23 protein-coding genes and 2 pseudogenes are annotated in these 23,189 nt (G+C 42.4%); 17 read left to right on the forward strand and 8 right to left on the reverse strand.

The genetic code is table 11. The features are described 5' to 3' along the window. Positions 1-163 precede the first annotated feature (163 nt). Positions 164-2,233 carry a TonB-dependent receptor family protein gene (locus tag MADE_RS10240; protein ID WP_012518524.1) on the forward strand — a complete coding sequence of 690 codons (2,070 nt, stop codon included), beginning with the start codon at positions 164-166 and terminating at the stop codon, positions 2,231-2,233. A gap of 305 nt (positions 2,234-2,538) precedes the next feature. After that, positions 2,539-2,801 (forward strand): annotated as a pseudogene (locus tag MADE_RS21200) (efflux RND transporter permease subunit); the annotation flags it as partial. Between the two features lie 54 nt (positions 2,802-2,855). Here the strand turns inward: MADE_RS21200 and MADE_RS10245 are convergent. The 4 genes from MADE_RS10245 to MADE_RS10260 form a co-directional block, all read right to left on the reverse strand. Continuing rightward, on the reverse strand, positions 2,856-3,080 hold the full coding sequence (locus MADE_RS10245) for a hypothetical protein (protein ID WP_012518526.1): 225 nt from the start codon (positions 3,078-3,080) through the stop codon (positions 2,856-2,858). 9 nt (positions 3,081-3,089) lie between these two features. Continuing rightward, positions 3,090-3,803 carry a transglutaminase-like domain-containing protein gene (locus tag MADE_RS10250; RefSeq protein WP_012518527.1) on the reverse strand — a complete coding sequence of 238 codons (714 nt, stop codon included), beginning with the start codon at positions 3,801-3,803 and terminating at the stop codon, positions 3,090-3,092. Beyond that, positions 3,803-5,167, reverse strand: coding sequence for an MBL fold metallo-hydrolase (locus MADE_RS10255; RefSeq protein WP_012518528.1), 1,365 nt, complete (start codon positions 5,165-5,167; stop codon positions 3,803-3,805). Before MADE_RS10255 ends, MADE_RS10250 begins: the two co-directional genes overlap by 1 nt. A gap of 93 nt (positions 5,168-5,260) precedes the next feature. Continuing rightward, positions 5,261-5,965 carry a helix-turn-helix domain-containing protein gene (locus tag MADE_RS10260; RefSeq protein ID WP_015067768.1) on the reverse strand — a complete coding sequence of 235 codons (705 nt, stop codon included), beginning with the start codon at positions 5,963-5,965 and terminating at the stop codon, positions 5,261-5,263. 156 nt (positions 5,966-6,121) lie between these two features. On the opposite strand from MADE_RS10260, the gene MADE_RS10265 reads away from it, so the two are divergent. The 7 genes from MADE_RS10265 to MADE_RS10295 all read left to right on the forward strand — a co-directional run bounded on the left by MADE_RS10265 (position 6,122) and on the right by MADE_RS10295 (position 12,875). Further along, a complete protein-coding gene (locus tag MADE_RS10265; RefSeq protein WP_012518530.1) occupies positions 6,122-7,360 on the forward strand; it encodes a tyrosine-type recombinase/integrase in 1,239 nt (412 codons plus the stop codon). Between the two features lie 92 nt (positions 7,361-7,452). Continuing rightward, on the forward strand, positions 7,453-7,842 hold the full coding sequence (gene merR / locus MADE_RS10270) for an Hg(II)-responsive transcriptional regulator (protein ID WP_015067767.1): 390 nt from the start codon (positions 7,453-7,455) through the stop codon (positions 7,840-7,842). 123 nt (positions 7,843-7,965) lie between these two features. Next, on the forward strand, positions 7,966-8,313 hold the full coding sequence (locus MADE_RS20250) for a mercuric transporter MerT family protein (RefSeq protein ID WP_015067766.1): 348 nt from the start codon (positions 7,966-7,968) through the stop codon (positions 8,311-8,313). A gap of 50 nt (positions 8,314-8,363) precedes the next feature. Beyond that, complete coding sequence (gene merP, locus MADE_RS10280) at positions 8,364-8,642, forward strand: mercury resistance system periplasmic binding protein MerP (RefSeq protein ID WP_012518533.1); 279 nt, start codon at positions 8,364-8,366, stop codon at positions 8,640-8,642. A 3-nt stretch (positions 8,643-8,645) separates the two neighbouring features. Then, positions 8,646-10,085 carry a mercury(II) reductase gene (gene merA, locus MADE_RS10285; RefSeq protein ID WP_012518534.1) on the forward strand — a complete coding sequence of 480 codons (1,440 nt, stop codon included), beginning with the start codon at positions 8,646-8,648 and terminating at the stop codon, positions 10,083-10,085. 1,029 nt (positions 10,086-11,114) lie between these two features. Beyond that, positions 11,115-12,305, forward strand: coding sequence for a tyrosine-type recombinase/integrase (locus MADE_RS10290; RefSeq protein ID WP_023559719.1), 1,191 nt, complete (start codon positions 11,115-11,117; stop codon positions 12,303-12,305). A 219-nt stretch (positions 12,306-12,524) separates the two neighbouring features. Beyond that, positions 12,525-12,875, forward strand: coding sequence for a hypothetical protein (locus tag MADE_RS10295; RefSeq protein WP_012518536.1), 351 nt, complete (start codon positions 12,525-12,527; stop codon positions 12,873-12,875). Positions 12,876-12,898: 23 nt separating this feature from the next. Here MADE_RS10295 and MADE_RS10300 read toward each other — a convergent pair whose 3' ends face one another. Both MADE_RS10300 and MADE_RS20920 read right to left on the reverse strand, forming a co-directional pair. Beyond that, positions 12,899-13,252: a diacylglycerol kinase gene (locus MADE_RS10300; RefSeq protein WP_012518537.1), complete on the reverse strand. Its 354-nt coding sequence runs from the start codon at positions 13,250-13,252 to the stop codon at positions 12,899-12,901. 68 nt (positions 13,253-13,320) lie between these two features. Beyond that, the gene (locus MADE_RS20920; protein ID WP_012518538.1) at positions 13,321-13,530 is read right to left on the reverse strand and encodes a universal stress protein; all 210 of its coding nucleotides are present in this window, start codon (positions 13,528-13,530) and stop codon (positions 13,321-13,323) included. Between the two features lie 407 nt (positions 13,531-13,937). Here MADE_RS20920 and MADE_RS10310 point away from each other — a divergent pair, with 407 nt between their 5' ends. Continuing rightward, positions 13,938-14,411, forward strand: a complete 474-nt coding sequence (locus MADE_RS10310; protein ID WP_012518540.1) for a c-type cytochrome — start codon at positions 13,938-13,940, stop codon at positions 14,409-14,411. 92 nt (positions 14,412-14,503) lie between these two features. On the opposite strand, the gene MADE_RS10315 is transcribed toward MADE_RS10310, so the two are convergent. Continuing rightward, entirely contained in the window at positions 14,504-16,135 is a 1,632-nt protein-coding gene (locus tag MADE_RS10315; RefSeq protein WP_012518541.1) for an FMN-binding glutamate synthase family protein, read from the reverse strand. 399 nt (positions 16,136-16,534) lie between these two features. Here MADE_RS10315 and MADE_RS10320 point away from each other — a divergent pair, with 399 nt between their 5' ends. From MADE_RS10320 to bfr (MADE_RS10330), 3 genes are all read left to right on the forward strand, one after another. Then, positions 16,535-18,106: a cation:proton antiporter family protein gene (locus MADE_RS10320; RefSeq protein ID WP_015067287.1), complete on the forward strand. Its 1,572-nt coding sequence runs from the start codon at positions 16,535-16,537 to the stop codon at positions 18,104-18,106. Between the two features lie 133 nt (positions 18,107-18,239). Next, positions 18,240-18,716, forward strand: coding sequence for a bacterioferritin (bfr, locus tag MADE_RS10325; RefSeq protein WP_014949586.1), 477 nt, complete (start codon positions 18,240-18,242; stop codon positions 18,714-18,716). Beyond that, positions 18,716-19,183, forward strand: a complete 468-nt coding sequence (gene bfr / locus MADE_RS10330) for a bacterioferritin (protein ID WP_012518543.1) — start codon at positions 18,716-18,718, stop codon at positions 19,181-19,183. The genes bfr (MADE_RS10325) and bfr (MADE_RS10330) overlap by 1 nt, the downstream gene beginning before the upstream one ends. 69 nt (positions 19,184-19,252) lie before the next feature. Here bfr (MADE_RS10330) and MADE_RS10335 read toward each other — a convergent pair whose 3' ends face one another. Further along, positions 19,253-19,732, reverse strand: coding sequence for a hypothetical protein (locus tag MADE_RS10335; protein ID WP_023559720.1), 480 nt, complete (start codon positions 19,730-19,732; stop codon positions 19,253-19,255). A 229-nt stretch (positions 19,733-19,961) separates the two neighbouring features. Between MADE_RS10335 and ccoN the strand changes: the two genes are divergently transcribed. From ccoN to ccoP, 4 genes and pseudogenes are all read left to right on the forward strand, one after another. After that, positions 19,962-21,395 carry a cytochrome-c oxidase, cbb3-type subunit I gene (gene ccoN / locus MADE_RS10340; protein WP_012518545.1) on the forward strand — a complete coding sequence of 478 codons (1,434 nt, stop codon included), beginning with the start codon at positions 19,962-19,964 and terminating at the stop codon, positions 21,393-21,395. A gap of 15 nt (positions 21,396-21,410) precedes the next feature. Beyond that, the gene (gene ccoO, locus MADE_RS10345) at positions 21,411-22,016 is read left to right on the forward strand and encodes a cytochrome-c oxidase, cbb3-type subunit II (RefSeq protein ID WP_012518546.1); all 606 of its coding nucleotides are present in this window, start codon (positions 21,411-21,413) and stop codon (positions 22,014-22,016) included. 1 nt (position 22,017) lies between these two features. Further along, on the forward strand, positions 22,018-22,179 hold the full coding sequence (locus tag MADE_RS10350) for a cbb3-type cytochrome oxidase subunit 3 (RefSeq protein WP_012518547.1): 162 nt from the start codon (positions 22,018-22,020) through the stop codon (positions 22,177-22,179). Positions 22,180-22,195: 16 nt separating this feature from the next. Then, positions 22,196-23,143: pseudogene (ccoP, locus tag MADE_RS10355) on the forward strand (cytochrome-c oxidase, cbb3-type subunit III). Positions 23,144-23,189 lie beyond the last annotated feature (46 nt).

Genomic DNA, 23,189 nt, shown 5'->3' on the forward strand with positions numbered 1-23,189 from the left:
CGTGTCTAATATTACTCATTACGTGATTTACTAAAGTATAAATTATCAGTCATTGCGACATTGGTTGTGCGCCATATTGCTAATGATAGGTATTCGTATTATCATTAGCTAATTAATGCAACTTCTTTTTTACCTTATCACTACCCACCAAGGAATACTTTTTATGCAAACAAAGCTAACGCGCTTAACTTTGTCAGTTTCGACCGCACTACTATCTTTCAGTTCACTAGCTCAAGAAACACCCGATGTAGGCGAGGCGGGTGACAAAATAATGCCTGCTATAGAAGTTATTCGCGTAATAGGCGACAGCACCTCCGCTCTTTTAAAACAAACGGGTAGCGTTGTTATTATCAATCAAGATCAAATTGATAAAATTCAACCCTTGTCGACACAAGATGTTTTGCGAAGTATTCCCGGTGTGAATATTAAAAGTGAAGAAGAAACTGCCATAGTGTCTAACATTGGTATTCGGGGCCTTTCAGCAAGTGAATCTAAGTCTCTACTTTTAGAAGATGGCGTGCCCGTTGCACCGGGTCTTTTTATTGGTAACGCCCGTTATTTTAATCCCCGTATTCAGCGTGTAAGTCAAATTGAAGTACTGAAAGGCTCAGCTTCACTTCGCTATGGCCCATCCACAATAGGCGGCGTAGTGAATTATAAAACTAAAACACCCGATGATGGTGTCATCCTCACTGGCCGTGCTGGTTCCTTTAATATGCAAGAAATTACTGTAGAAGCGGGTGGCAAAAACGAAGACGAGGATGCATTTGCTGGTGTTTTAGCAACCCGCGCTAGCAGCGATGGCTTTATGGATAAAGGCTATGATATGACCGATGTAATGGCAAAAGCTGGTGTTATTTTTGACAATGGTCAAAAGTTAGGCATTAAACTATCGCGTTATGAAAATGACGCAAATATCTCTTATCGTGGATTATTACTAGCTGAGTATGAAGCGGGTGAAGACTACAACCCTGCACCAGACGATTACTACTTAACCGAGCGTACAGCGTTTGATATTAATCACGAATGGTCATTATCTAACGACGCAACCCTAAACACCCTTGTTTATTGGAGTGACGTGAGCCGCGATTATTGGCGTTATAGTGTTGATACTGAGGCCTCAAACGAGGCCAATAGTTGGGTATATACCGACAGTTTAACCGGAAATAATCGCTCGTTTGAGCGCGTTGGAATAGAAACTCGCTTGACTTTAGAACACAGCCTTATGGGTGTAGAAGCCAACAGTGAATTTGGCTTACGTTTCATGCAAGAGGAGTCAAACGACACCCGAATTCGAGCGCTGCGCAGCTCCGATCGCACAGGAGCAAACGATCGCCACCGTATTGATTCGGCGCAAAGCTATGCCGGCTATGCCCAAAGCCGTATTCAATTAAGCAATGCTTTTGCTTTTACACCCGGCCTTAGAGTAGAGTCCTATGAGCAAAAAAGAATAATACTAACCAACGATAATGCAGAAGCAACAACCAGCAACACCGAAATTCTACCCGGTGTTGGCGCAACTTACGACTTGAATGATTCGGCACAAATTTATGGTGGTGTTTACCGCGCTTTCTCGCCCGCTTCAAACGGTGTGGCACTTGACGGGCTGAGCGATCAAAACTTAGATGGAGAGCGTTCAACTAACTATGAGCTAGGCCTCAGAGGAAAGCAGGGCGACATTACTTATGAAGCAGCCGCTTTTATCATGGACTTTAGCAATCAAGTGGTAACGGGTAATAGCGACCCTAATTTGTCTCAGTCCAACGGCGGTGAAACTGAACATTTAGGTATGGAATTGCTGTTAGCCTATGATATTGGTAGTGGCTTTTATATTGATACTAACGCTACGTTTATCCCAACTTCAGAATTTAAAACAGGAGAAAATAGTGGAAACCGACTTCCGTATGCGCCAAAAGTAATTGCCAATGTTGCTTTGAGTTATGAAAGTGATAAGTTAAGCGGGGCATTAACCGTGCATCATCGAGGCGAACAATATGGTGATGCAAGCAACACAGTAGACATACCTGATGATGCCGCGGGTGGCATTTGGGGTGGCTTGTTACCTGCTTATACCTTGTTAGATGTAAACGCTAGTTATACCGTTAACAAAAATATGAAGGTATTCGGCGCTATCAAAAACCTAACTGATAAACGCTACATCACCGGCATGCGACAAGGTATTTATGTTGGCCCTGAGCGTTCGTTTGAAATTGGCGTAAATTATCGGTTCTAGTGTATACTTTTAGACAGAAATGCACTAATTCCGCATTATTGTTGCGGGATTAGTGTTATGCACCTTTGGTAACCGTTAATTTGTATGTAAAACTAAAACACGGTTAGCAGCTGGAACAAATACACGCAACATGATCAGCCGCCAATACCGAAGAGACTTTTCTTAGTAAGTTCAGCATCGCTTTATTATGGCTTATCGTTGTATCGATAAATCGCTTATTATCATTTTATGTGTCTCTCAGATTTACGCTCTAGCCAAGCTAGAGTGCTTAAACTATTGAGTCATGTCACCTATTCATTGTTCATATCAGACAAATACTGGAAGAAACAGGGGAATTGGTTCGTTCAATTATTGACAGCGCACTAACGCGGTTACGGCCGATATTGATGGCCGCATTGGCAGCAAGCCTTGTGTTCGTGCCCATGCCGATCAACGTGGATACTGGCGCAGAGGTATAACGGCCTTTGGCCACAGTGGTCATCGGCGGATAATATCGTCAACCTTGCTAACACTGGTAGTGCTGCCTGTTTTGTTTCGATTGGTTTACAAAAAGCTTGTTGTGTACTGAGCTGGGGCATTCGATATGAGTTCGAGTGCCCTCTTATTAATTGCGCTGTTTATATTACAGTTTAGAACATTCTCGAGACTGACAATATAGCGCAAAAAGGCCTAATCCGACGAGAATAATCAGAGGATGAAATAGCAAGTTGTGTACAACCGATTGTTCCCAAATAAAGCTATGTGATATAGCGCTGATAATGAATATCAGGCCAATTACCAGCAACCAAATGCGGTTAAAAATGGCATGTGAAATAAAGACTTTACTCTTACGTTGTTGGTTATTCATTGTGCTCTCCTAAAGCTTGTTTGAACGGATGTAGTCGATTCGCCGGTTCAAACTATGCCGTAAAATATTTTCATATAAAAAGGATTTGAATCCCTTTAAATTATTACCATGGGCTTGATAAAACGTATCGGGAGAATCAAAAATGCCAAAATCATCGACAATCCCTTCACTTTGAATGAAAGTGTTTTTTCCACACCAAGCAATGTTAGGTGATTGCAGGTTTTTAGTGGCGATGGCGTAACCTGAAAACGTCGTAGCTTTTGGGAATCGCTTTTGAACACTGTTTAAATAGCCGTTATCGAGAATAAAGCCTTCCAACGAGATCCACTCTTTGTCATGTTGTACTTCTACCCAGCTATGAATGATTAGCCGTGGGGCGAGTATATACAGTAAGCCCGTGATAGCACCTTTTTGCAATCGCTTATCGATGGTAAACCCATGCAAACGACATGCAATACCGGTTGCCCTTAACAGTGCCATCAGTAAGGTTGCCTTGGTATTGCATTGACCAAGACCATCTTTAAGCACCTCCGAAGCAGCTATATCATCACGTTTGTTATACCCAAATGCGACATCGTTTTGTATAAAGTGGTAAATAGCACCAATACGCTCAGAGGTAGTCAGTGACTGCCACTCCTTTTCGGCAATAAGCGTCTGAATAGCGGGCGTATCGAAATCAAGTAGGGGAGTGGCTTGTAAATAAGTGGCGTTGATAGGTGACATTAGCGTGCCTCCTCTAGTCTTGTAACAAACTCATCAAAATGTATGGGTTTACCGGCGCGAACGGGTATGAATTCGCCGGTAAAGTGTTCCTCAACCAATACCAATGCTTGGTCGCTTGTATCGTGAGCACCTAACGCAACTATGTCGAATTTTTGTGACATTAACGCAATATCATTAAGTACATCTTGTTTACTGATGGGAGAAAAAAGCCCGCTACCTGACGCCAAACGACGCTGTATATCTATACCAGCAATATGCAGCCGGCCTGTTTCAAGTGGAAAATGTACATCGCCGATTAACGCATATAGAGGAGCCTCAAAATGTGTTTCAATATGGGTTATCAGCGCAGTCAGTGTTTGATGACCACACCCGACAACTACCACGAGTCCTTTGTTTTCGAGATGGATCACCAAGGCTTGTTCGTCAACTCGGCCCAAGACTAGCTGTCGAGGAATGGGGCCGGTTGACGCCAGTGAATCCATGAGTATCGTCGGCTTGTCGATAGTCGTTACATCCTTGCCAGGATAGCTAAGTGGGATGGGGGCAAAAATAGACGTATTCACCAGTGCTGGTTGGTTAAAACCAAAGCCTATACTGCTTTTTTCTTCCCATGTACGCCCACCAATATGATCACGATGGAAATGACTAATAAAAACAGTATCAAGTTCATCAGTGTTTACATCAAGGCGCTGTAAGTTTTGCTCAAGTGGAGATTCTTGTGCTTGTTGTCGGTTGTGTCCCAGATCAAATAACACGGTGTGCTTATCCGTTTGCACTAAGTATGAAACACCAGCCTCTGTGGCAAACCCCGGCTCCCCATAAAAATTAACCACGGGCGTGACACTCAGTCTGTGTGTACTTTCTCCAATCGATATGGGTGTAAAGCGCTGAGATGTCCAGTATTGCGATAATGCACTAGCGGATGACTGGTGGCGAGCGTCAAAAATAAACAATGAAGCAATCACGCACAGTGCGATCACACAAAAGATTATTGCTCGCTTCATCACATCACGCCATACATTGTAATCGGCTAAAACCGGCGCGAGATCGGGAGGGAGGGGCATAGGTTTGAGCGCCGATACGTTACTACCTCCGGTATTACCTTTTGGCACCCACCCCAAAAGATAGCCTGGGATTGTTGCAACGATCCTGAGCAGTTGTCCAAAAATTTCACGGACATCCCGTTGTTTTAGTCCGATCTTCAACATTAAAAGATGAGCGTGTATATGAGGAATAAGATAACGTTGACCCAGAATATGCGCACGCTCTAACGCGATGAAGGCAGATGATAAATCTCCTGTTGCTTCGAGTTCCCGAGCCAATTTCTTTGAGCGTTCATATTCACGTTTTAGAAGTGGTTTCATAATTTTGCTGCCTTCAAACTGTCTATGAACCGGAATTATTCAAGGTTTTAGTCGAAGGGTATTGAACAAATCGCCTGTATTAAGCAAAAGCGCCTATTGTTTATCCATATTTTGGGTTTGTCCTGGTGTTACGCCAATAGTGTCGCGCAGAATTCGTGTAAAATGAGCTTGATCGGCAAAGCCTGCATCATAAGCGGCATCCGCTAAGGAAGCGCCTTTTGCTAATGATTGAAATGCCAAGTTTACCTGTTTCCATACAATGATTTTTGAAAATGGGACGCCAAGGTAGTGTGTCGATAAGGCGCGAAGTCTAGAGACTGAAAGACCTACATGTTTCCCGATAAGCTCGACAGTCGGGCGCTTATCGATACTGTTGAGATAAGTCATCGCCGAGATTAGTCGTGCGTCAATGACACTGTTATTTTGATGATAAAGTGTTTCCAGCTTATTCATCATGTCACGCAAAGGAATATCCGCTAACAACGTGTCTAACATTTCCAGAGAGAGGCTTTGTACTATTAAACCTTTTTGCTGAGAGGGTTGCAGAGCGTCGGCAAAAAAAGAATCTGGTTCAATAAGTAGAATGACGATGGGTGATGATGTAGTAATTCTATGTTTAACACCTGAGGGAATTAACCACCCATTACCTTGTTTTTCAAATGTGTTGTCATCGGTAACAGTAATGCCTGCGCCTGCAACCAACTGCAGAGCGGCATGGGCATGCAAATTATTTTCTGCGCTCATACCTCGAAACGCAATCCAGGTTTCACCAAAACAATATTCGCCTTGCCATTTCAAATTAAATTTACCTTTGTTCGTCAGAGAGGAAAGGTTTATTATCACCGTCGAACATCCTATCTTTAAAATCCTCCTATGTCTAATACGGTTTAGTATTAGACATAGGGTGCAAGAGTAAGTATAGTGTTGCAACCTTAACCAACAATAAAAACACATTTGGCCATCACTAAACCTACACCGTTGTTTCCCACGTATACTGAGCTGGCAGAACTCAATTTATCTGACTATCCACAACTAAGTTCATTCTTAGATAAGCAACCAACATGGATTAGACAGCACTGGGACTGGGCAAAAGATTACCTTTTGTATATCGGTCGCAACAAATCACAACACACGTATGTGCGTTTTCGAAATGACATCGAAAAGTTTCTACTGTGGGTCTTCATGGTGGATAAGCAGCCAGTGGACGATTTACGCAAAGCAGATATTTTGCGATACATTGATTTTTGTGTGGCGCCACCGGTTAAATGGATAAGTACGCAGCTCCATGACCGATTTAGCTTCAAAAACGGATACTTTGCTTCAAACCTTAAGTGGACGCCGTTCAGGCAAACGCCGCCCAAATACGATAAAGATAGAGTGCTCGATCCGAAAAAGTACCAACCGTCATTGCAGACCCTAGAATCTACCTTTGTGGCATTAAGCTCTTTTTATCGCCATCTCATCGATGAAGAAATTTGTTTCGGCAATCCTATTCCATTAGCAAAACGTGACTGTAAATATATGATAAAAGACAGTCAGGTGAAAACTATCAGTCGATTAACAGAACAGCAATGGCAATATCTCCTAGATACCGCAGTTGAAATGGCTGATAACGATCCGCTTGTGGAACGCAATTTATTCGTTATTGCTACCATGAAAACCCTATTTCTGAGACTTTCAGAGCTCTCAGAACGCCAAGACTGGACACCGTTGATGAGTCATTTTTGGACAGATGAGGACAACAACTGGTGGTTTAAGACCTATGGAAAAGGCAAAAAGATTAGAGATATCACGGTACCACCGGGTTATCTTACGTTTTTGAAACGATATAGAGAATGGCGTGGACTGTCACCGTTGCCATCCAAAGGTGAACAAACCGTGTTGGTCGAAAAAATACGAGGTCGTGGAGGTTTAACAAGCCGTCAAATATCCAGGCTCGTGCAGCAAGTATTTGACGCAGCTTTCGATAAGATGAAGTCAGAACAAGGAGTAGAAGCCGCACAGAAATTAAATGAAGCAACGACACATTACTTGCGTCACACCGGTGCCAGCATGGAGATTGAACGTGACAGGCCTTTGAAAGATTTATCTGAGGATCTAGGTCATTCAAGTAGTGCGACCACTGACACAGTTTATGTGCAAGTGGAGCGAAAACGCCGAGCAGCATCAGGTAAAGATAGAAAAGTTCAATAGCTACATTTGACATTTAGTTAGGCAATATCTCGGCTTAAGCCTTTGATATAACTACTTGTGTCTTACAATTATATTGTAGAGGTGATTCGCTTATGTCAGGGACAATCGGAAAGATTGCAAAACTAATCGGTGTGAATAAAGAAACTATTCGCTTTTATGAGCGCAATGGCTTAATCAGTCAGCCACAAAAGCCCTCTGAGGGTTATCGATTATATCCTAAGGAAACGGTTGATAGGATCCGATTCATAAAACGCGCTCAAGAATTAGGATTTACGCTTAAAGAAATAGAATCTCTGCTGTCGTTAAATAGCGAGTGCTGTAGCAAGGTAGAAGCGCTAGCAAAACAGAGACTTGCATCTGTGCAATCTAAGCTGGAAGACCTAAAACAATTAGAGCATGCGCTATTGGAGAGCATCACTAAGTGTCAGACGAATGATGATGATAGCCATTGCCCCATTATTAATGCCTTGTCACCAAAGTAAATGTATCTAACTATCTAGAGCATCCCGCTAACAAATCACAATGAAATAACTAATCAAGCTTGACTCTGTACTAAGGTACATACTTTATACTCGGTGCTATCTTATGCAATATCGAGATTAAATATGATCAACGACGACTCTAAAATGCCGATGGTGGGAGGTATTATCGCGGCGATCGGGGCAGGCATTTGTTGTGTAGGTCCGTTAGTCCTATTGTTGCTTGGAATAAGTGGCTCATGGATTAGTAGCCTAACCGCTTTTGAACCATACCGTCCAGTTTTTGTAGTGACCGTCATGCTCTTCCTTGGCTATGCAGGTTATAAAATCCATCGGCCGATTGAAAAATGCCAACCAGGCAGTGTCTGCGCAATTCCGCAAACAAGGCGTCGTCGTCAAATTGCCTTTTGGATAACGTCATTAATAGCACTTGTTTTGATCACAAGTAACTATTGGCTAGTTTGGTTAATCTGATTTCGAGAACCTTACACAATCCCTAAAACATTTTAAAACAGGAAAATATTATGAAAAAACTATTACTTACGATGGCTTTACTTTCAAGCACCACCGCGTGGGCAGAGTTAAAAACAGTCACGCTAGAAGTACCTAGCATGAATTGTGTTACTTGTCCCGTTACGGTCAAATTAGCACTGAAAAAAGTGGAAGGTGTGAAAACAGTCGAAGCCACATATGAGCCAAATGAAGCTATTGTTACTTTCGACGATACGAAAACCAATACAAAAGAGTTAATGGCAGCCACCGAGAATGCAGGCTATTCGTCTAACGTAAAAAGTAGCGATTAATCTATGAACGCACAAGGCAGCTCTAATTGTTGTGCAAGCAAGGCGAAGCAACTTCATGTTGCTATTATTGGCAGTGGATCTGCGGCATTCTCGTGCGCCATTAAAGCGGCAGAAAATGGTGCAAGGGTCACCATAATAGAAGGAGCCGACGTTATAGGCGGGTGTTGTGTTAATGTCGGCTGCGTTCCATCTAAAATTCTCATCCGCGCCGCTCAATTAGCACATCAACAACGAAGCAACCCTTTTACAGGCATTGAAGACCACGAACCTAAGATAGACCGCACGCTTTTATCGCATCAACAAATCAGTCGCGTTGACGAATTGAGAACTGCCAAATACCAAAATATACTGAAAAACAATCCGGCATTAACCTTGATTAAGGGGTATGCGCGGTTTAGTAGCAAAAATGCGCTGAACATTACCCATGCTGACGGTACAGAAGTAACACTACTTGCAGACAAATTTCTTATTGCAACAGGCTCAACACCCACTTTCCCTAAAATAGAAGGACTACAAAACACCCCATATTGGACTTCAACAGAAGCGTTGTTCGAAAAAGAGCTACCTAAGAGCCTTGCAGTAATTGGCTCATCGGTTGTCGCTGTAGAAATTGCTCAGGCATATGCTCGATTAGGTTGCCAAGTTACTATTTTAGCGCGCAGTACCTTGTTGAAAAGTGAGGATCCACTGTTGGGTGATAGATTAAGTCAGTGTTTTGAGAAAGAGGGCATTGAAATAATAAATAATACCCAAGTCACTCGAATCACTCATGATGACAATGGTTTTTTCATACAGACCGAAGATGAGCAAGTGCTCTGTGAGAAGTTATTGATATCTACAGGTCGTCACGCAAACACTGTAGGACTTGATTTAGATGTAGTAGGTGTCAGGACCGATGGATCTGGCGCTGTCCTTGTTAATGAAAAGCTTGAGACAAATGTTTCTCATATCTACGCTGCAGGTGATTGCTCAACCATACCTCAATATGTGTATGTTGCGGCGGCTGCAGGCAGCCGTGCCGGTTCAAATATGACTGGTGATAACTTGAAGCTAGACTTATCAATCATGCCTGCCGTTATTTTTACCGATCCGCAAGTTGCTACCGTTGGGTTATCAGAAGGTGAAGCTGAAAATCAGGGAATAAGCGTTATTAGCCGCGTATTAGAAATGGAAAATGTGCCAAGAGCCTTAGCCAACTTTGAGACAGACGGTTTTATAAAGTTAGTGGCAGATAAACAGTCCAATAAGCTTATCGGTGCGCAAATCTTAGCACACGAAGGTGGTGAGCTAATACAAAGTGCAGCCCTTGCTATACACAATCAAATGACAATTGAAGATTTAGCAAACCAGCTTTTTCCTTATCTAACCATGGTTGAAGGTCTGAAACTGTGTGCGCAGACTTTTAATAAAGATGTGAGTGAGTTGTCTTGTTGCGCTGGATAATAAATATAATTCTATTCACGAATTAACGCTACTCGACGGAGTATTTTTATAAAGTCAGTAAGAATCCAACAATAAAATCAGTTGCTTACAAATATTCATCAAAATTTAGGGACCTAAACGGTAGTTCAGCCTTAATAAGCGATAAAAGCAATTTAAAAACGTGTCATTAATAAGTTCAGCATGTTTAATTGCAAGCACTATATTTAATTCGGCGTCAGTACAACAAGGTTAATCATGAATAAAGTATTTACGTAATACACAGAGGAATTTAATGTAAAAGCGGATGACTTATCGTGGTTCAGATATTGAAATACTGCTTACTGAGCGCCAGTCTGAAAGCCGAAAAACGAAAACGGTACGAGTATCGCCATTTAACTGTGGTAGGTAAATTGGCCACGTTGCTATCACCTATTCCGCTAAGATAGCAGTATCAAAAAAGTGATAACCATGAGTATGGATGAAACAAGCCATTCAAGACCTTGTGTTTATATTTAGCGCGTCGTTCTACGGCCAGAGGTCTTCGGTCTGCCACCTATTTTAGTGCATTTTTCAGGCAACGCTACGTGAAATCTATAGGCATAATAAGGGTATTGCCTTATAGATTTCACACAGCGCACGCTTTTATCTGAACATAAATTGCGCGCAAATCGCGAAATTCTATTGCTTCTGTTTAAAAAGGCAGCCGTTAGACAACTAAACTAAGCGGGAATTACCACAAGACTGTATGTAAATACAGCCTTGTGGTAAAGTGGCACCTAATAGGAAATACTACTGAACTAATAGGAAATACTACTGAACTAATAGGAAATACTACTGAACTATCAGGCAAGGTATCCCGATTACGCGTTCTGTAAGCCTATATTTATTGAATAAACGTATGGTTAGACCTGCGCGAATACAAGTATTACCTTGTTACTTCACGCATGATAATTACAGTTATCATGCGTGAATAACTATTTAAATCAATACGTTACAAAATTATTTATAATAGATACAATCTTATTGAACGCGCTACATGCAGGCCAATTCATGTCATCTAAGCAAAAGATAACACATTTACACCCCCATAAAGTGAAGCGGCAAGCGACAAGTGATTCATTGGAATATAGCAATAATAGCAGCCACGCTTCCGGTTATTACGATTCTGGTAGTGGCTCCACTAAAGGAGGTGTCAATTCGCAACTCGTTTCGCCTTCACGTTCTTCATCTACGCATGATGTTGAAAGTTACTACCGAGAAATTTTTACTAAGTTACCGTACAACACGCAACGTGCGTATATTAGTGACTACAACGAATTCGCAATTTTTTGTAAGCAGGCTAATCTGCAAGGCTTCACCGACGATTTTAGCCACAATGAATTATGTATAAAGCAATATGTAGAAGAATTGTGTCGTTCTCCCCTCGCCTACAGAACGATTAAACGTCGTCTGTCTGCGCTCAGTAAATTTTTAGGTGTTGCTAAATTGCCTAACCCCATCATCCGTTCTGCCTATTTAAGAGATTTTATAAGACTGTCTCTTATTGAAAATAGAAAGTATCGTTTGACACACAAACAGGCTGTTCCGCTTACCATTGAAATGGTTGAACAAATAAATAACGCTATTATTCCCGACTCTTTGTTAGAACTAAGAGATATTGCCATTATTAACCTTATGTTCGATGCCTTACTGCGTGCAGACGAATTAGTAAGAGTTTGTGTAGAAGATATTTCTGCCAGGAATAATACATTGCTTGTGGTTTCTTCTAAGAGTGATCAATCTGGACAAGGTCAATATAGGTATGTTTCCTCCAGTACGGTTTCTATGATCCAAGAGTATATAAATGAAGCAAATACTTGCCCTAAAACCAAACAAACCCGACATGTTTCAGATTTACGTGGGCTACACAAAGGCATACTTTTTCGACGATTGACGAATCATAAAACGGCACTATTGCCCTTTGACGAACAAATACCAAGTCATAAAGCAAACGTTCTTAATTACTCAAGTGTCTATCGTATTTGGCGACGCATTGCCCATCGTGCTGGAATTTCCGAAAATATTACGCCACACAGTGGTCGCGTTGGCGGCGCAGTATCGCTTGCAGAAGATGGCGCATCTTTACCCGAACTGCAGCTTGCCGGGGGCTGGCAATCTCCAGAAATGCCGGGGCATTATACTAAACAAGCGAATGTAAAACGGGGCGGCATGGCGAAATTGTCCGCCAAACGCAATCGATAACCCACTGAAAAAAATAAAGTATTTTTCGTTAAATGGTTACGCGTAACATTGGTCAATATCAACAGCACCCTACTCTGCAACGCTTTGTTATCTTTACCAATCTAAATACGTATTCCCTGCGTAACAACTGCATACATTATCGAATCTAGTTTGCGTACGGTGTAGGTATTCAATCACCTCAAGTACGACATGTTTTTGCTTTACGTAAAGGAGTTATATATGAGTAGCGGAATCGATACAAAGCACGGCAAACTACTGGCAGAGTTAGTCGTTCCCTCTTCGTCTTGGCATGTTCAACCAGAGAAACAAGACCCCTTTAAATCGAAAGAAGCAGCGGTTGAGTATCTGAACTCTCATAATGAGCCCTTATATCTTCATGTACCACTGGCACAGTCTGATGATTTCGTACGCATTTGCGTTACCTCACGAGATGACGATGTAGTATTTACGATTAAAGACATCAGTAAGGGTGGCGAAACTTCAATTCACTATTCGCACATAAAGAATTTAGACAGCACTATTCGAACGTTAGTTAATGAGTCGTGTGACAAAAAAATAAAGTCGCTTTAGTAACCCCACGTATTATTACTTGGTTACCATAAAATTGATAACCAAGTAATAATAGCAAGCAAGAGGCTAACGAAGACAGCGGCCGAGCCAATATCTTTTGCTCGTCCAATGAGTTCGTGGAAGTCGGTTGTTATATGATCGCAGAGCTTTTCAATCGCGGTATTGAGAAGCTCTGTGATCAAGACAATAAACAACGACACGATAAGCAGTAATTTTTCTACCGTTGAAATGTTCAAGAGCAAAGCCGTGGGGACTAATAAGCTCATCGCCATTAATTCCTGCCTTATCGCCGCCTCACTTTTAAATGCGGCACGCAGCCCTTTGATTGAATAATGGGTTGCAAAAAGAAGCCTAGAGAACCCTGTCCGTTTGATCATTTTTAGTATTATTCGTTCCCACAAAAATCATCACGCTAGCGAAGCTTCATGACAGTCGAATGACATCGCTATACTTTTACCGCCAACACATCTGTTTTTACACCGTGAAGCACAGCATTTGCGGTTGAACCGAGTAAAAGCCGCAACCCACTTTGACCATGGGTGCCTACAACAATGAGATCGGCGTTAATTTTTTCAGCCATATGGTGAATCTCATCAGCGGGCGAACCTATTTCAACATTGACATGGCTATAGGGAATATCATGCTTTGCTGCCACATCTTTTAGCTGCCTTAAGGCTGCTCTCTTACATCTGTGAAAAATCTTTTCTAAAAGAAACCGTAGGGCTCCATATTAGTTTGGGGGTATGCGACATATAGCAAGTGGAGCTTATGGCTATTACCAGCGATGGAAATCGCTCTTTCTACTACCACGTTGTAATCAGAATACACATCTATAGGTACTAAAATCGTATTGTAGCTTTGCATAGCTTTTCTCCCGTTGTGATAAAAAGTTAACGCCAAATAATCGCTTTGCTTTTGCGTAAACTTGATAACAAAAGATTATCTTGTGTTTATTGTTAATACTTTGCGCTAGGTCAATATAAGTTCCAACAGCTACTTCATACTAAATTTATCAACTGAGCTTTGAGCTATCATATAGTAAAGTAATAGAAGGAATAAGTGATGAAGACCGCAATCATACTGCTAGCTACGCTTCTGCTTTTTGCCTGTGAGCAAGGCGCAAAATCACCCAGAGGGTTTAGTTTACCCGAAGGCAACGCGGAACAAGGTTATCTGGTTTTTAAAAAATATCAGTGCCAAGATTGCCATAGAATTGCTGGCGAAGGCGAAGATGACAGCGCCCAATACTTGTTGGTTAAACCTATACCGCTAGGCGGAAGTAGTGGCAGAATTAAGACTTATGCAGCACTTGTGACAAGCATCATCAATCCTTCACACAAATTGACACCCCGACAGCCTGCAAGCTTTACAAGTGAAGATGGTGTTTCCTTGATGCGCGTTGTTAATGACGAACTCACCGTTTCCGAGCTCATAGATTTGGTGGCATACCTTCAACCAAAATATAAAGTCTCACCTTATAGAACCAGTGACTATCGTCTTTATCAATTACGTATTCCAGAAAAGAAAGTGGAATAGCAAAAAAGCACGTACACGCCTGGTCTTAGAGAAATTGGCCAGGAGTGTAAATGCCTTTTCATGAAATCACCGTTCTCGTTGCTAGTAGCGCTTTACGAAACGTCTTTCGTTTCTTTTTCAATTTCAGCTAACAAACTACACGGCATAAAGCTTTCTGCATTGGCCTCTTTAAGGTGAAGCTTAAACCGTTCAGGTACCTCATCAGTAAGGAAGCTTCCGGTTTTCACTAACGGAAAAATCTCATCATAGCGTGCGACGTGACACTGATCGACCCGCCTGAAAATATGAGTTCGGTTTAGCTCACTGGTTTTAACATGGCCGGTAGAAGATAAAATATCCATCAGTGCGTGAATTGTCTTTCTATGAAAACGGTAAACCCTTTCAAATTTGTCCTCTACATTTAATCCGCGGGCAAGTCTTGGATCCTGTGTTGCTACGCCAGTTGGGCACTTATTCGTATTGCAAGACAGTGATTGAACGCAGCCTAAAGCTAGCATCATGCCTCTCGCACTATTACATAAATCGGCGCCTAAGCTTAGGTTTTTAGCGAGTTGGAACGCCGTAATTATTTTTCCAGATGCGATAATTTTAACCTTCTTCCGAAGGTCGAAACCAGTAAGACAGTCATCTACAAACGCCAGCGCTTCTCGAAGGGGAAAGCCAATGGAATTCGTATACTCTAATGGAGCCGCGCCAGTTCCACCTTCGCCACCGTCTACGGTAATAAAGTCGGGGGTAACGCCCTTTTCCACCATGGCTTTACACATAGCAATAAACTCACTTTTCCTTCCAAGCGCTAATTTAATGCCAACGGGCTTATAGCCACTTAGCTCTCGTAACTCAGTAATGAAATCAATCATCTCCAATGGCGTCGAAAACGCTTTATGTCGTGGCGGAGAATCAACCTGAGTCCCCGGTTCTACCCCTCTTATTTCAGCGATTTCAGGGGTATTTTTATACGCAGGAAGAATTCCGCCATGGCCTGGCTTAGCGCCTTGACTCAATTTTATTTCTATCATTTTAACGTTGTCTAACTGTGCCTTTTCCTTGAACACGTCAGGATCAAAGCCGCCGTCTTTGGTTCTACAGCCGAAGTAACCCGTACCAATTTGCCAAACGATGTCACCACCATGTTTTAAGTGGTAGGGCGTCAGACCGCCCTCACCGGTATTGTGATAAAAGCCACCTTTCTGCGCCCCTTTATTTAGGGCAAGTACTGCGTTTTTAGATAAACTGCCAAAGCTCATTGCACTGATATTCAGCACACTGGCTTCGTAGGGCTGCTTACAATGTGGTCCGCCAACACTAATGCGGGGGTTTTCATCCATTTCCTCAACTTCGCGGGCAGATAACGAGTGGCCAATCCATTCATATCCCTCTTTATAGGTGTCGAGTTGCGTTCCAAATGGAATAGTCTCGCGGCTATTCTTAGCACGCTGATAAACAATTGACCGAAACATCCTCGATATAGGCGCGCCACCCGTATCGGTTTCAATAATATACTGCTGTATATAAGGTCTAAGGCCTTCAACAGTCCATCGGACTCGACCTATCAATGGAAAGTTTTTCAATATGGCATGTTTTGATTGAAACGCGTCGTATAAGCCAAAAATAAGAAGGGTGACAGAGAGTAACAAAAACCACCAAATGGGAGTCCAAAGCAAACCAATTGCTACATTAAAAACAACCAACATGCTAAGCACGCCTAATATTGTAATACGCATTTAAAGTCCTTCTTTATTTTGGTCATGTTTTATTTGCATACTAAGCCACTAACCTTCTTCAATACACCCAAAAGTGAGATCTAGATTTGCCTTGGCGGTAAATAGCTGATTTGAAAACTTAATTTGAACAACCTATTAGGCACACCTATCGGTTACGCGTTACCATTAGTGCGATAGAACACGCATATAACAGAAAAAATACTCAGCAATAAAAACACGCTTTTTAGCTGCGAAAACAAGCTATTGCATGTTAATCTACAGAAAGTATTTACACCTTAAACACTTGGTATCTGATAACCACTATCAATAATAAAAATCGATAGCTTATCCAGATATAAAAGTGTTGTACCCTTATTAAAGGCTACGGTTTTTACGTATAACTATTTTGAAAGGTAATTCATGGAGTATGCATTTCTTCTCTTCGCATTTGCGTGCGGTTTAACGGTTAAGCTTATCGGCATTCCTCCACTTGTCGGCTATCTCGTTGCTGGCTTTTTATTAAATTTCGCAGGCTATACCTTAACCGAAGATTTAACCCAAATAGCTAATTTGGGTATTACTATCATGCTCTTCACCATTGGGTTAAAGCTCAATATTCGTGACTTGAGTCGTCGCGAGGTTTGGGCTGGAAGCATCACACATACCTTAGTTTGGGTAGGTGTAATTACCTGTTGTTTATTTGCTATGGGGACGATAGCAGCTAATTTTGTAGACGGTCTTACTTGGGAAAGTGCTGCTCTTATTGCATTTGCCTTAAGCTTTAGCAGCACCGTTTGCGTGGTAAAGGTGTTAGAAGAAAGTGGTGAAAGCAAAACCCGTCACGGGCGTTTAGCTATTGGCATTTTAGTTATGCAAGACGTGTTCGCCGTAATATTTTTGGTCGTAGCCACAGGCAAGCTTCCTTCGGTATGGGCGCTTGCATTACTTGCCTTATTCCCCGCCATGCCACTCATAAACAAAATGATAAACAAATCAGGACACGGTGAATTATTACCACTCACCGGCTTCATCCTAGCGCTCGGCGGATATCATTTATTTGAACTGGTGAATATAAAGGGCGATTTGGGTGCACTCATATTTGGTATTTTGCTTGCGCAGCATGAAAAAGCATCAGAACTTGCCAAATCATTATTAAGCTTTAAAGATCTGCTGTTAATTGGGTTCTTCCTCACTATAGGGCTAACAGCGCTTCCAGATTTAAATATGATAGTGCTGGCCATCGTATTCTGCTTGTTTATTCCTCTTAAAGCAGCGCTTTTCTTCGGGCTATTTACCTCACTGCGATTAAGAGGCCGTACGGCTTATTTAAGTAGCTTAGTGCTCTCAAACTACAGCGAGTTTGGGCTCATAGTTGGCGCACTTACTGTATCGCTTGGATTGCTGGCTAATTCGTGGTTAGTGGTTATAGCGCTTGCAGTGTCTATTTCATTTATTTTTACCAGCGTGCTGTATCGCAATTCTCATTCTCGCTATCACAAATACAAACAAACAATAAAACGCTTCGAGAAGCCTGAACGATTAAAAGAAGATATCTATCCTACTTTGCACAATGCCGAATTTTTAGTCTTAGGAATGGGCCGCGTAGGCCGTGGAGCATTTAACGCGCTTTCTAAGCTAAGTGAAGTAAACGTATGGGGCATGGATGCTGACAGAGTTAAAATCAAAGAAATGGCAAGCGAAGGCCTTAACGTAATTTGTGGTGATGGCGAAGACGTTGATCTGTGGGATAACCTTGATATACAACAAGTTCAGCTTGTTTTACTGGCGTTACCGTCAATTCAGGATTCCATCAATATTACGCGCCAGCTCAAAAATGCAGGCTATACGGGCAAGGTCGCAGCTATCGCTCGTTACGAAGATGAAGTGTCTCATTTACTAGAAAATGGCGTAGATAAAGTGTTTAACTTCTTCACTGAAGCTGGGCTGGGTTTTGCGGAAGAAAGCCTTGCCTATGCTCATGCGCAACAGTGATGCAGTTCTAAATGCGAACAATGGATGAATTGAGAAACGTTATCGTTTGTAAGCGGCTGTTTTTCAAAGGAATTTTGACGCATCACAAATATTAGTCTATACTTGCGGCAAATACGTCAATAGGGTTTACACAATGCAAGGTGATAAACAAGTAGTTGCAAAATTGAACGAAGTGCTCACAAGCGAACTTACTTCGATAAATCAATACTTTCTGCACGCCCGTATGTTTAAAAACTGGGGCTTTTCCGAGTTAAACGAAAAGAATTACAAGAAGTCCATCAAGGATATGAAGCAAGCCGATGATCTCATTGAGCGTATTCTTTTCCTAGAAGGGCTACCTAACCTTCAAGCGCTAGGTAAACTTTATATTGGTGAAGATACCGTAGAAATGCTGTCGTGCGATGCGCGTTTTCAAAAAGAGCAGCTTCCCCTACTTCGCGAAGCCATCGCATTATGCGAAGAGAAACAAGACTATGTGTCTCGCGATTTATTAGAAGACCTTCTTGAATATGAAGAAGAGCACTTAGACTGGATTGAAACGCAAGAATATCAGATTGATGCGATGGGTATTGAAAACTACCTGCAAGCGCAAGTAATGGGAGATGACTAATGAAAGGCAATCAAGCAATAATCAATGGCTTAAATGAGCTGCTTTCATACGAACTAGCAGCCATGGACCAATACTTTATTCACTCTCAAATGTATCTCGATTGGGGGTTGAATAAGTTGTATGAGCGAATCGATCACGAGTTTGATGACGAACGCGGTCACGCAACAAAGCTCATAGAGCGCATGCTGTTTTTGGAAGGCACCCCTGATATGACAAAGCGCACAGGCTTTAAAGTGGGTAAAGACGTACCAGAAATGCTTGAGAGCGATTTGCGTGTGGAATACGAAGTTGACGCAAAACTACGTGAAGTCATCGCGCTTTGTGAAACTGAGAAAGACTACGTGACCCGCGACATGCTTATTGTTCTTCTTGATGACACAGAAATGGATCACGCGCATTGGTTAGAACAACAGTTAGGGCTGATTAAGCGAATTGGCCTTTCGAACTACTTACAGTCGCAAATGTAAGTTGTGAAAAAAACATAGTAAAGTAATAACGGCTGCATCGCGCAGCCGTTATCTATTGTGCTGCCATACTTATTGTTGCGTCACAAAATATAAATAGTGGGGGTTGTCCTTTCCTTCAATATTTAAGCGCAATTGCCATTTCATAACTGGCTCACTACAACTGCCTAACATAAACCAACCTGACCACTTTCCTTGACCATCGTTATCTAACAGCACGGGAATTTTGCCCATATACATGTTTACCCCTTCAATCCAGGCACTCTCGATTTCTTGATTTTCAGGAATTAAAATTTTCAACGTTACCGACTCTTCAGGTTCAGGCATAGTTGAAAATGTGGCAATGGCCACCTCGCCATCAATTAAGAATTCGCAAGTTTCGTTGACAAAGTTGCAGCTGTTTCCTATTCCATTAATAAGTACGTTCTCGTTCATCGCTGATGATTGAAATTCATGCGCAAGATAAACACACACCGCGACTACGATGATGGCGAGCAACGGCAGTTGAGAATGTAAAAATTCTGATCTTTTATTGTTATTTTTTTTTAGCATTTCTTAAATTTTATATATTTCTTCATTGATGGAGATCAACCTTAGGTAGTTTATGGTATCTTTTTGTAATTAAAAACCTTATCATCCGCGTACCAACTGGCTTGGAGACAATAATTATTACTCTTTCCGAGCTCGGTGTGAAGCGTTATTCCTTAGCTGATACACGTCTCGACCGTACTATTCCGGCAGTTGGAGACCATAGTTCATTTGAAGTGGAAGATTCATTAAAATGAGTGAAATAAGCCAAGCACAACCTGACTACAATTATAAAGTAGTTAGGCAATTTACCATCATGACCATAGTCTGGGGTATCATTGGTATGGGCCTAGGGGTATTTATTGCCGCGCAACTATTTGCACCTATGCTCAACTTTGACACACCATGGCTAACATTCTCACGTTTGCGTCCGTTGCACACTAACGCCGTTATTTTTGCCTTCGGCGGCTGTGCGCTATTTGCAACGTCGTACTACATCGTTCAGCGTACCTGCCAGGTAAGACTGTTCAGTGACAAACTTGCCGCATTTACCTTTTGGGGTTGGCAAGCCGTTATTGTTTTAGCTGTAATTACCCTACCTATGGGCTTAACCAGCACTAAAGAATACGCTGAACTAGAATGGCCAATTGACATCCTTTTGGCACTGGTTTGGGTCGCTTACATCATCAACTTCTTCGGAACCCTAGTAATCCGTAAAGTTTCGCACATTTATGTAGCGAACTGGTTCTTAGGTGCGTTCATGCTAACTGTTGCAATTCTTCATATTGGTAACAGCATGGCTATTCCGGTATCTTTCACTAAATCGTATTCACTGTATGCAGGCGCAGTAGACGCTATGATGCAGTGGTGGTACGGCCATAACGCGGTAGGTTTTTTCCTAACTGCGGGCTTCCTTGGTATGATGTATTACTTCGTGCCTAAGCAAGCTGGTCGCCCGGTTTATTCATACAGACTTTCAATTGTTCACTTCTGGGCACTTATTTCTCTGTATATCTGGGCTGGTCCACACCACCTTCACTACACTGCCCTACCAGACTGGACTCAGTCACTAGGCATGGTGATGTCTATTATCTTATTCGTTCCATCTTGGGGTGGTATGATTAACGGTATCATGACGCTATCTGGCGCGTGGCATAAGCTTCGCACTGACCCAGTACTGCGTTTCTTAATTGTTTCATTGTCTTTCTACGGTATGTCTACTTTCGAAGGCCCAATGATGGCAATTAAAACCGTTAACGCATTATCTCACTACACTGACTGGACAATTGGTCACGTACACTCTGGCGCACTAGGTTGGGTAGCAATGGTCTCAATTGGTTCAATTTACCACTTAATTCCAGTGCTATTTGGTCAGCGTGCAATGTACAGCACCAAGCTAGTTAACGTGCACTTCTGGTTCGCTACTATCGGTGTTGTTCTATACATCGTAGCAATGTGGATGTCTGGTGTACTTCAGGGTCTAATGTGGCGTGCAGTAAATGCTGATGGTACGTTAACCTATAGCTTTGTTGAGTCATTAGAAGCGTCTAAGCCGTTCTATGTGGTTCGTTTCATTGGTGGTTGTTTCGTGGTAGCGGGTATGCTCATTATGGCATACAACACATGGAAAACCGTTCGTGCACCTAAAGGCAGTATCGCTGCAGATCCAGCGACTCAGCCAGCGTAGTTAAGGAGACGAATAATGAAAAACGCACATGAGTTAATTGAAAAAAATGTCGGTCTGTTAACGGTATTAATTCTTATCGCTATCAGCTTTGGTGCCATGGTGCAAATTACGCCGTTGATGTTTCAACAGCAAACCATGGAACCGGTAAAAGGCTTACGTCCATATACCGCGCTTGAGCTAGAAGGCCGTGACATCTACATTCGTGAAGGCTGTGTAGGTTGTCATAGTCAGATGATCCGTCCATTTCGCGCAGAAACAGAGCGTTATGGTCACTACAGCGTTGCTGGTGAGTCAGTATGGGAGCACCCTTTCCTTTGGGGCTCTAAGCGTACTGGTCCTGACCTTGCACGTGTTGGTGGTCGTTACAGCGATGAATGGCATCGTGTTCACCTGCTTAATCCTCGTAACGTAGTACCAGAGTCGAACATGCCAGGTTTCCCTTGGCTTGCGGAAAACACGCTTGACGGCGAGTTAACAGCTAAAAAAATGGAAGTATTCCGTGGATTTGGTGTTCCGTATACCGACGAAGATATTGCGGGTGCGAAAGCGGCAGTAAAGGGTAAAACGGAAATGCAAGCCCTTATTGCTTATCTACAATCTCTTGGCACACATTTGAAATAATATGGATCAAGGAATTGTAGGCAGCATTTTTACTGTCATCGTCTTTGTAAGCTTCATCGGTGTTGTGTGGTGGGCGTTTAGCGGCCGCAACAAGAAGAAATTCGACGAAGCAGCGAACTTACCGTTTGCAGACGAAGAAAAAGAAAAATCAAAAGAAGATTAGCAGGAGTCTCGAACTCATGAGTATGTTTTGGACAATTTGGATTTCAGTGATAACCCTAGGGTTAATCATTGGTTGCTACTTCCTTCTACGCTGGACCCTTGCGAACAAGACCGGTGTACCTGAAGGTGAGTCAATGGGCCACAAATTCGATGGTATTGAGGAGTTGAATAATCAACTTCCTCGCTGGTGGACAATTATGTTCTACATGACCATCGTTTGGGGCTTTTTATATCTAGCGCTTTATCCTGGCCTAGGTGCATATGAAGGTATTTTGGGTTGGAAGAGTTCTAACCAAAATATTCAGTCGCTAGAAGAGTCAGTTCAGGCGCGTATTGACGCAAAAGAGCAAGGCTACCTAGTGGAGTATGACCGTGAACTTGATTTCGCTGCTGAGAAGTTCGACCCGATCTTCGAAGCCTACGCGCAAGTTCCTGTTGAAGAACTGGCTAAAGACCCAGAAGCAAATAAAGTAGGTCAGCGTTTATTCCTACAAAACTGCTCTCAGTGTCACGATCAGATGCACGTGTCAGAATGCGGCTTCCCTACCTAACGGACAACGACTGGTTGTACGGTGGTTCAGGTGCGAAAATCGTAGAAACCTTACGCTTGTCGTCAAGCAGCAATGCATGCATGGCTTGATGCTATGGGTGAAGACGGTATCGAAGAAGTCGTTAACTATGTACTTAGCTTAAGCGGTCGCGATGTAGACCCACAGCTTGCTGAAGCGGGTAAAGCGCGTTTCGCAGCATGTGCGGCATGTCACGGTATGGACGGTAAAGGTAATCAGGCACTAGGTGCACCAAACCTTACTGACAATATCTGGCTATACGGCGGCAGCCACAGAGCGGTCACTGAAACACTAACTTATGGTCGTAACGGTGTAATGCCTTCATTCAAGAAAACCTTGGGTGATGATAAAATTCACGTAGTTGCGGCGTACGTTTACAGCCTTTCAAATGATTAATGATTTAAATCATTAAATATCTCAAAAAGCCTCGTTACTACGGGGC

Origin of the sequence: Alteromonas mediterranea DE (genome assembly GCF_000020585.3) — a bacterium.
In the GTDB taxonomy this organism is placed as follows: Bacteria; Pseudomonadota; Gammaproteobacteria; order Enterobacterales; family Alteromonadaceae; genus Alteromonas; species Alteromonas mediterranea.

What these genes read in the sequence shown, in the direction of transcription:
- MADE_RS20250 (WP_015067766.1), top strand. Translation starts at nt 7,966, where the DNA reads ATGATCAACGACGACTCTAAAATGCCGATGGTGGGAGGTATTATCGCG.
- MADE_RS10250 (WP_012518527.1), bottom strand. Translation starts at nt 3,803, where the DNA reads ATGTCACCTATCAACGCCACTTATTTACAAGCCACTCCCCTACTTGAT.
- merP (WP_012518533.1), top strand. Translation starts at nt 8,364, where the DNA reads ATGAAAAAACTATTACTTACGATGGCTTTACTTTCAAGCACCACCGCG.
- MADE_RS10350 (WP_012518547.1), top strand. Translation starts at nt 22,018, where the DNA reads ATGGATCAAGGAATTGTAGGCAGCATTTTTACTGTCATCGTCTTTGTA.
- bfr (WP_014949586.1), top strand. Translation starts at nt 18,240, where the DNA reads ATGCAAGGTGATAAACAAGTAGTTGCAAAATTGAACGAAGTGCTCACA.
- MADE_RS10240 (WP_012518524.1), top strand. Translation starts at nt 164, where the DNA reads ATGCAAACAAAGCTAACGCGCTTAACTTTGTCAGTTTCGACCGCACTA.
- MADE_RS10300 (WP_012518537.1), bottom strand. Translation starts at nt 13,252, where the DNA reads ATGATCAAACGGACAGGGTTCTCTAGGCTTCTTTTTGCAACCCATTAT.
- merA (WP_012518534.1), top strand. Translation starts at nt 8,646, where the DNA reads ATGAACGCACAAGGCAGCTCTAATTGTTGTGCAAGCAAGGCGAAGCAA.
- MADE_RS10320 (WP_015067287.1), top strand. Translation starts at nt 16,535, where the DNA reads ATGGAGTATGCATTTCTTCTCTTCGCATTTGCGTGCGGTTTAACGGTT.
- MADE_RS10245 (WP_012518526.1), bottom strand. Translation starts at nt 3,080, where the DNA reads ATGAATAACCAACAACGTAAGAGTAAAGTCTTTATTTCACATGCCATT.
- ccoN (WP_012518545.1), top strand. Translation starts at nt 19,962, where the DNA reads ATGAGTGAAATAAGCCAAGCACAACCTGACTACAATTATAAAGTAGTT.
- MADE_RS10315 (WP_012518541.1), bottom strand. Translation starts at nt 16,135, where the DNA reads ATGCGTATTACAATATTAGGCGTGCTTAGCATGTTGGTTGTTTTTAAT.
- MADE_RS10310 (WP_012518540.1), top strand. Translation starts at nt 13,938, where the DNA reads ATGAAGACCGCAATCATACTGCTAGCTACGCTTCTGCTTTTTGCCTGT.
- MADE_RS10255 (WP_012518528.1), bottom strand. Translation starts at nt 5,167, where the DNA reads ATGAAACCACTTCTAAAACGTGAATATGAACGCTCAAAGAAATTGGCT.
- MADE_RS10290 (WP_023559719.1), top strand. Translation starts at nt 11,115, where the DNA reads ATGTCATCTAAGCAAAAGATAACACATTTACACCCCCATAAAGTGAAG.
- bfr (WP_012518543.1), top strand. Translation starts at nt 18,716, where the DNA reads ATGAAAGGCAATCAAGCAATAATCAATGGCTTAAATGAGCTGCTTTCA.
- ccoO (WP_012518546.1), top strand. Translation starts at nt 21,411, where the DNA reads ATGAAAAACGCACATGAGTTAATTGAAAAAAATGTCGGTCTGTTAACG.
- merR (WP_015067767.1), top strand. Translation starts at nt 7,453, where the DNA reads ATGTCAGGGACAATCGGAAAGATTGCAAAACTAATCGGTGTGAATAAA.
- MADE_RS10295 (WP_012518536.1), top strand. Translation starts at nt 12,525, where the DNA reads ATGAGTAGCGGAATCGATACAAAGCACGGCAAACTACTGGCAGAGTTA.
- MADE_RS10335 (WP_023559720.1), bottom strand. Translation starts at nt 19,732, where the DNA reads ATGCTAAAAAAAAATAACAATAAAAGATCAGAATTTTTACATTCTCAA.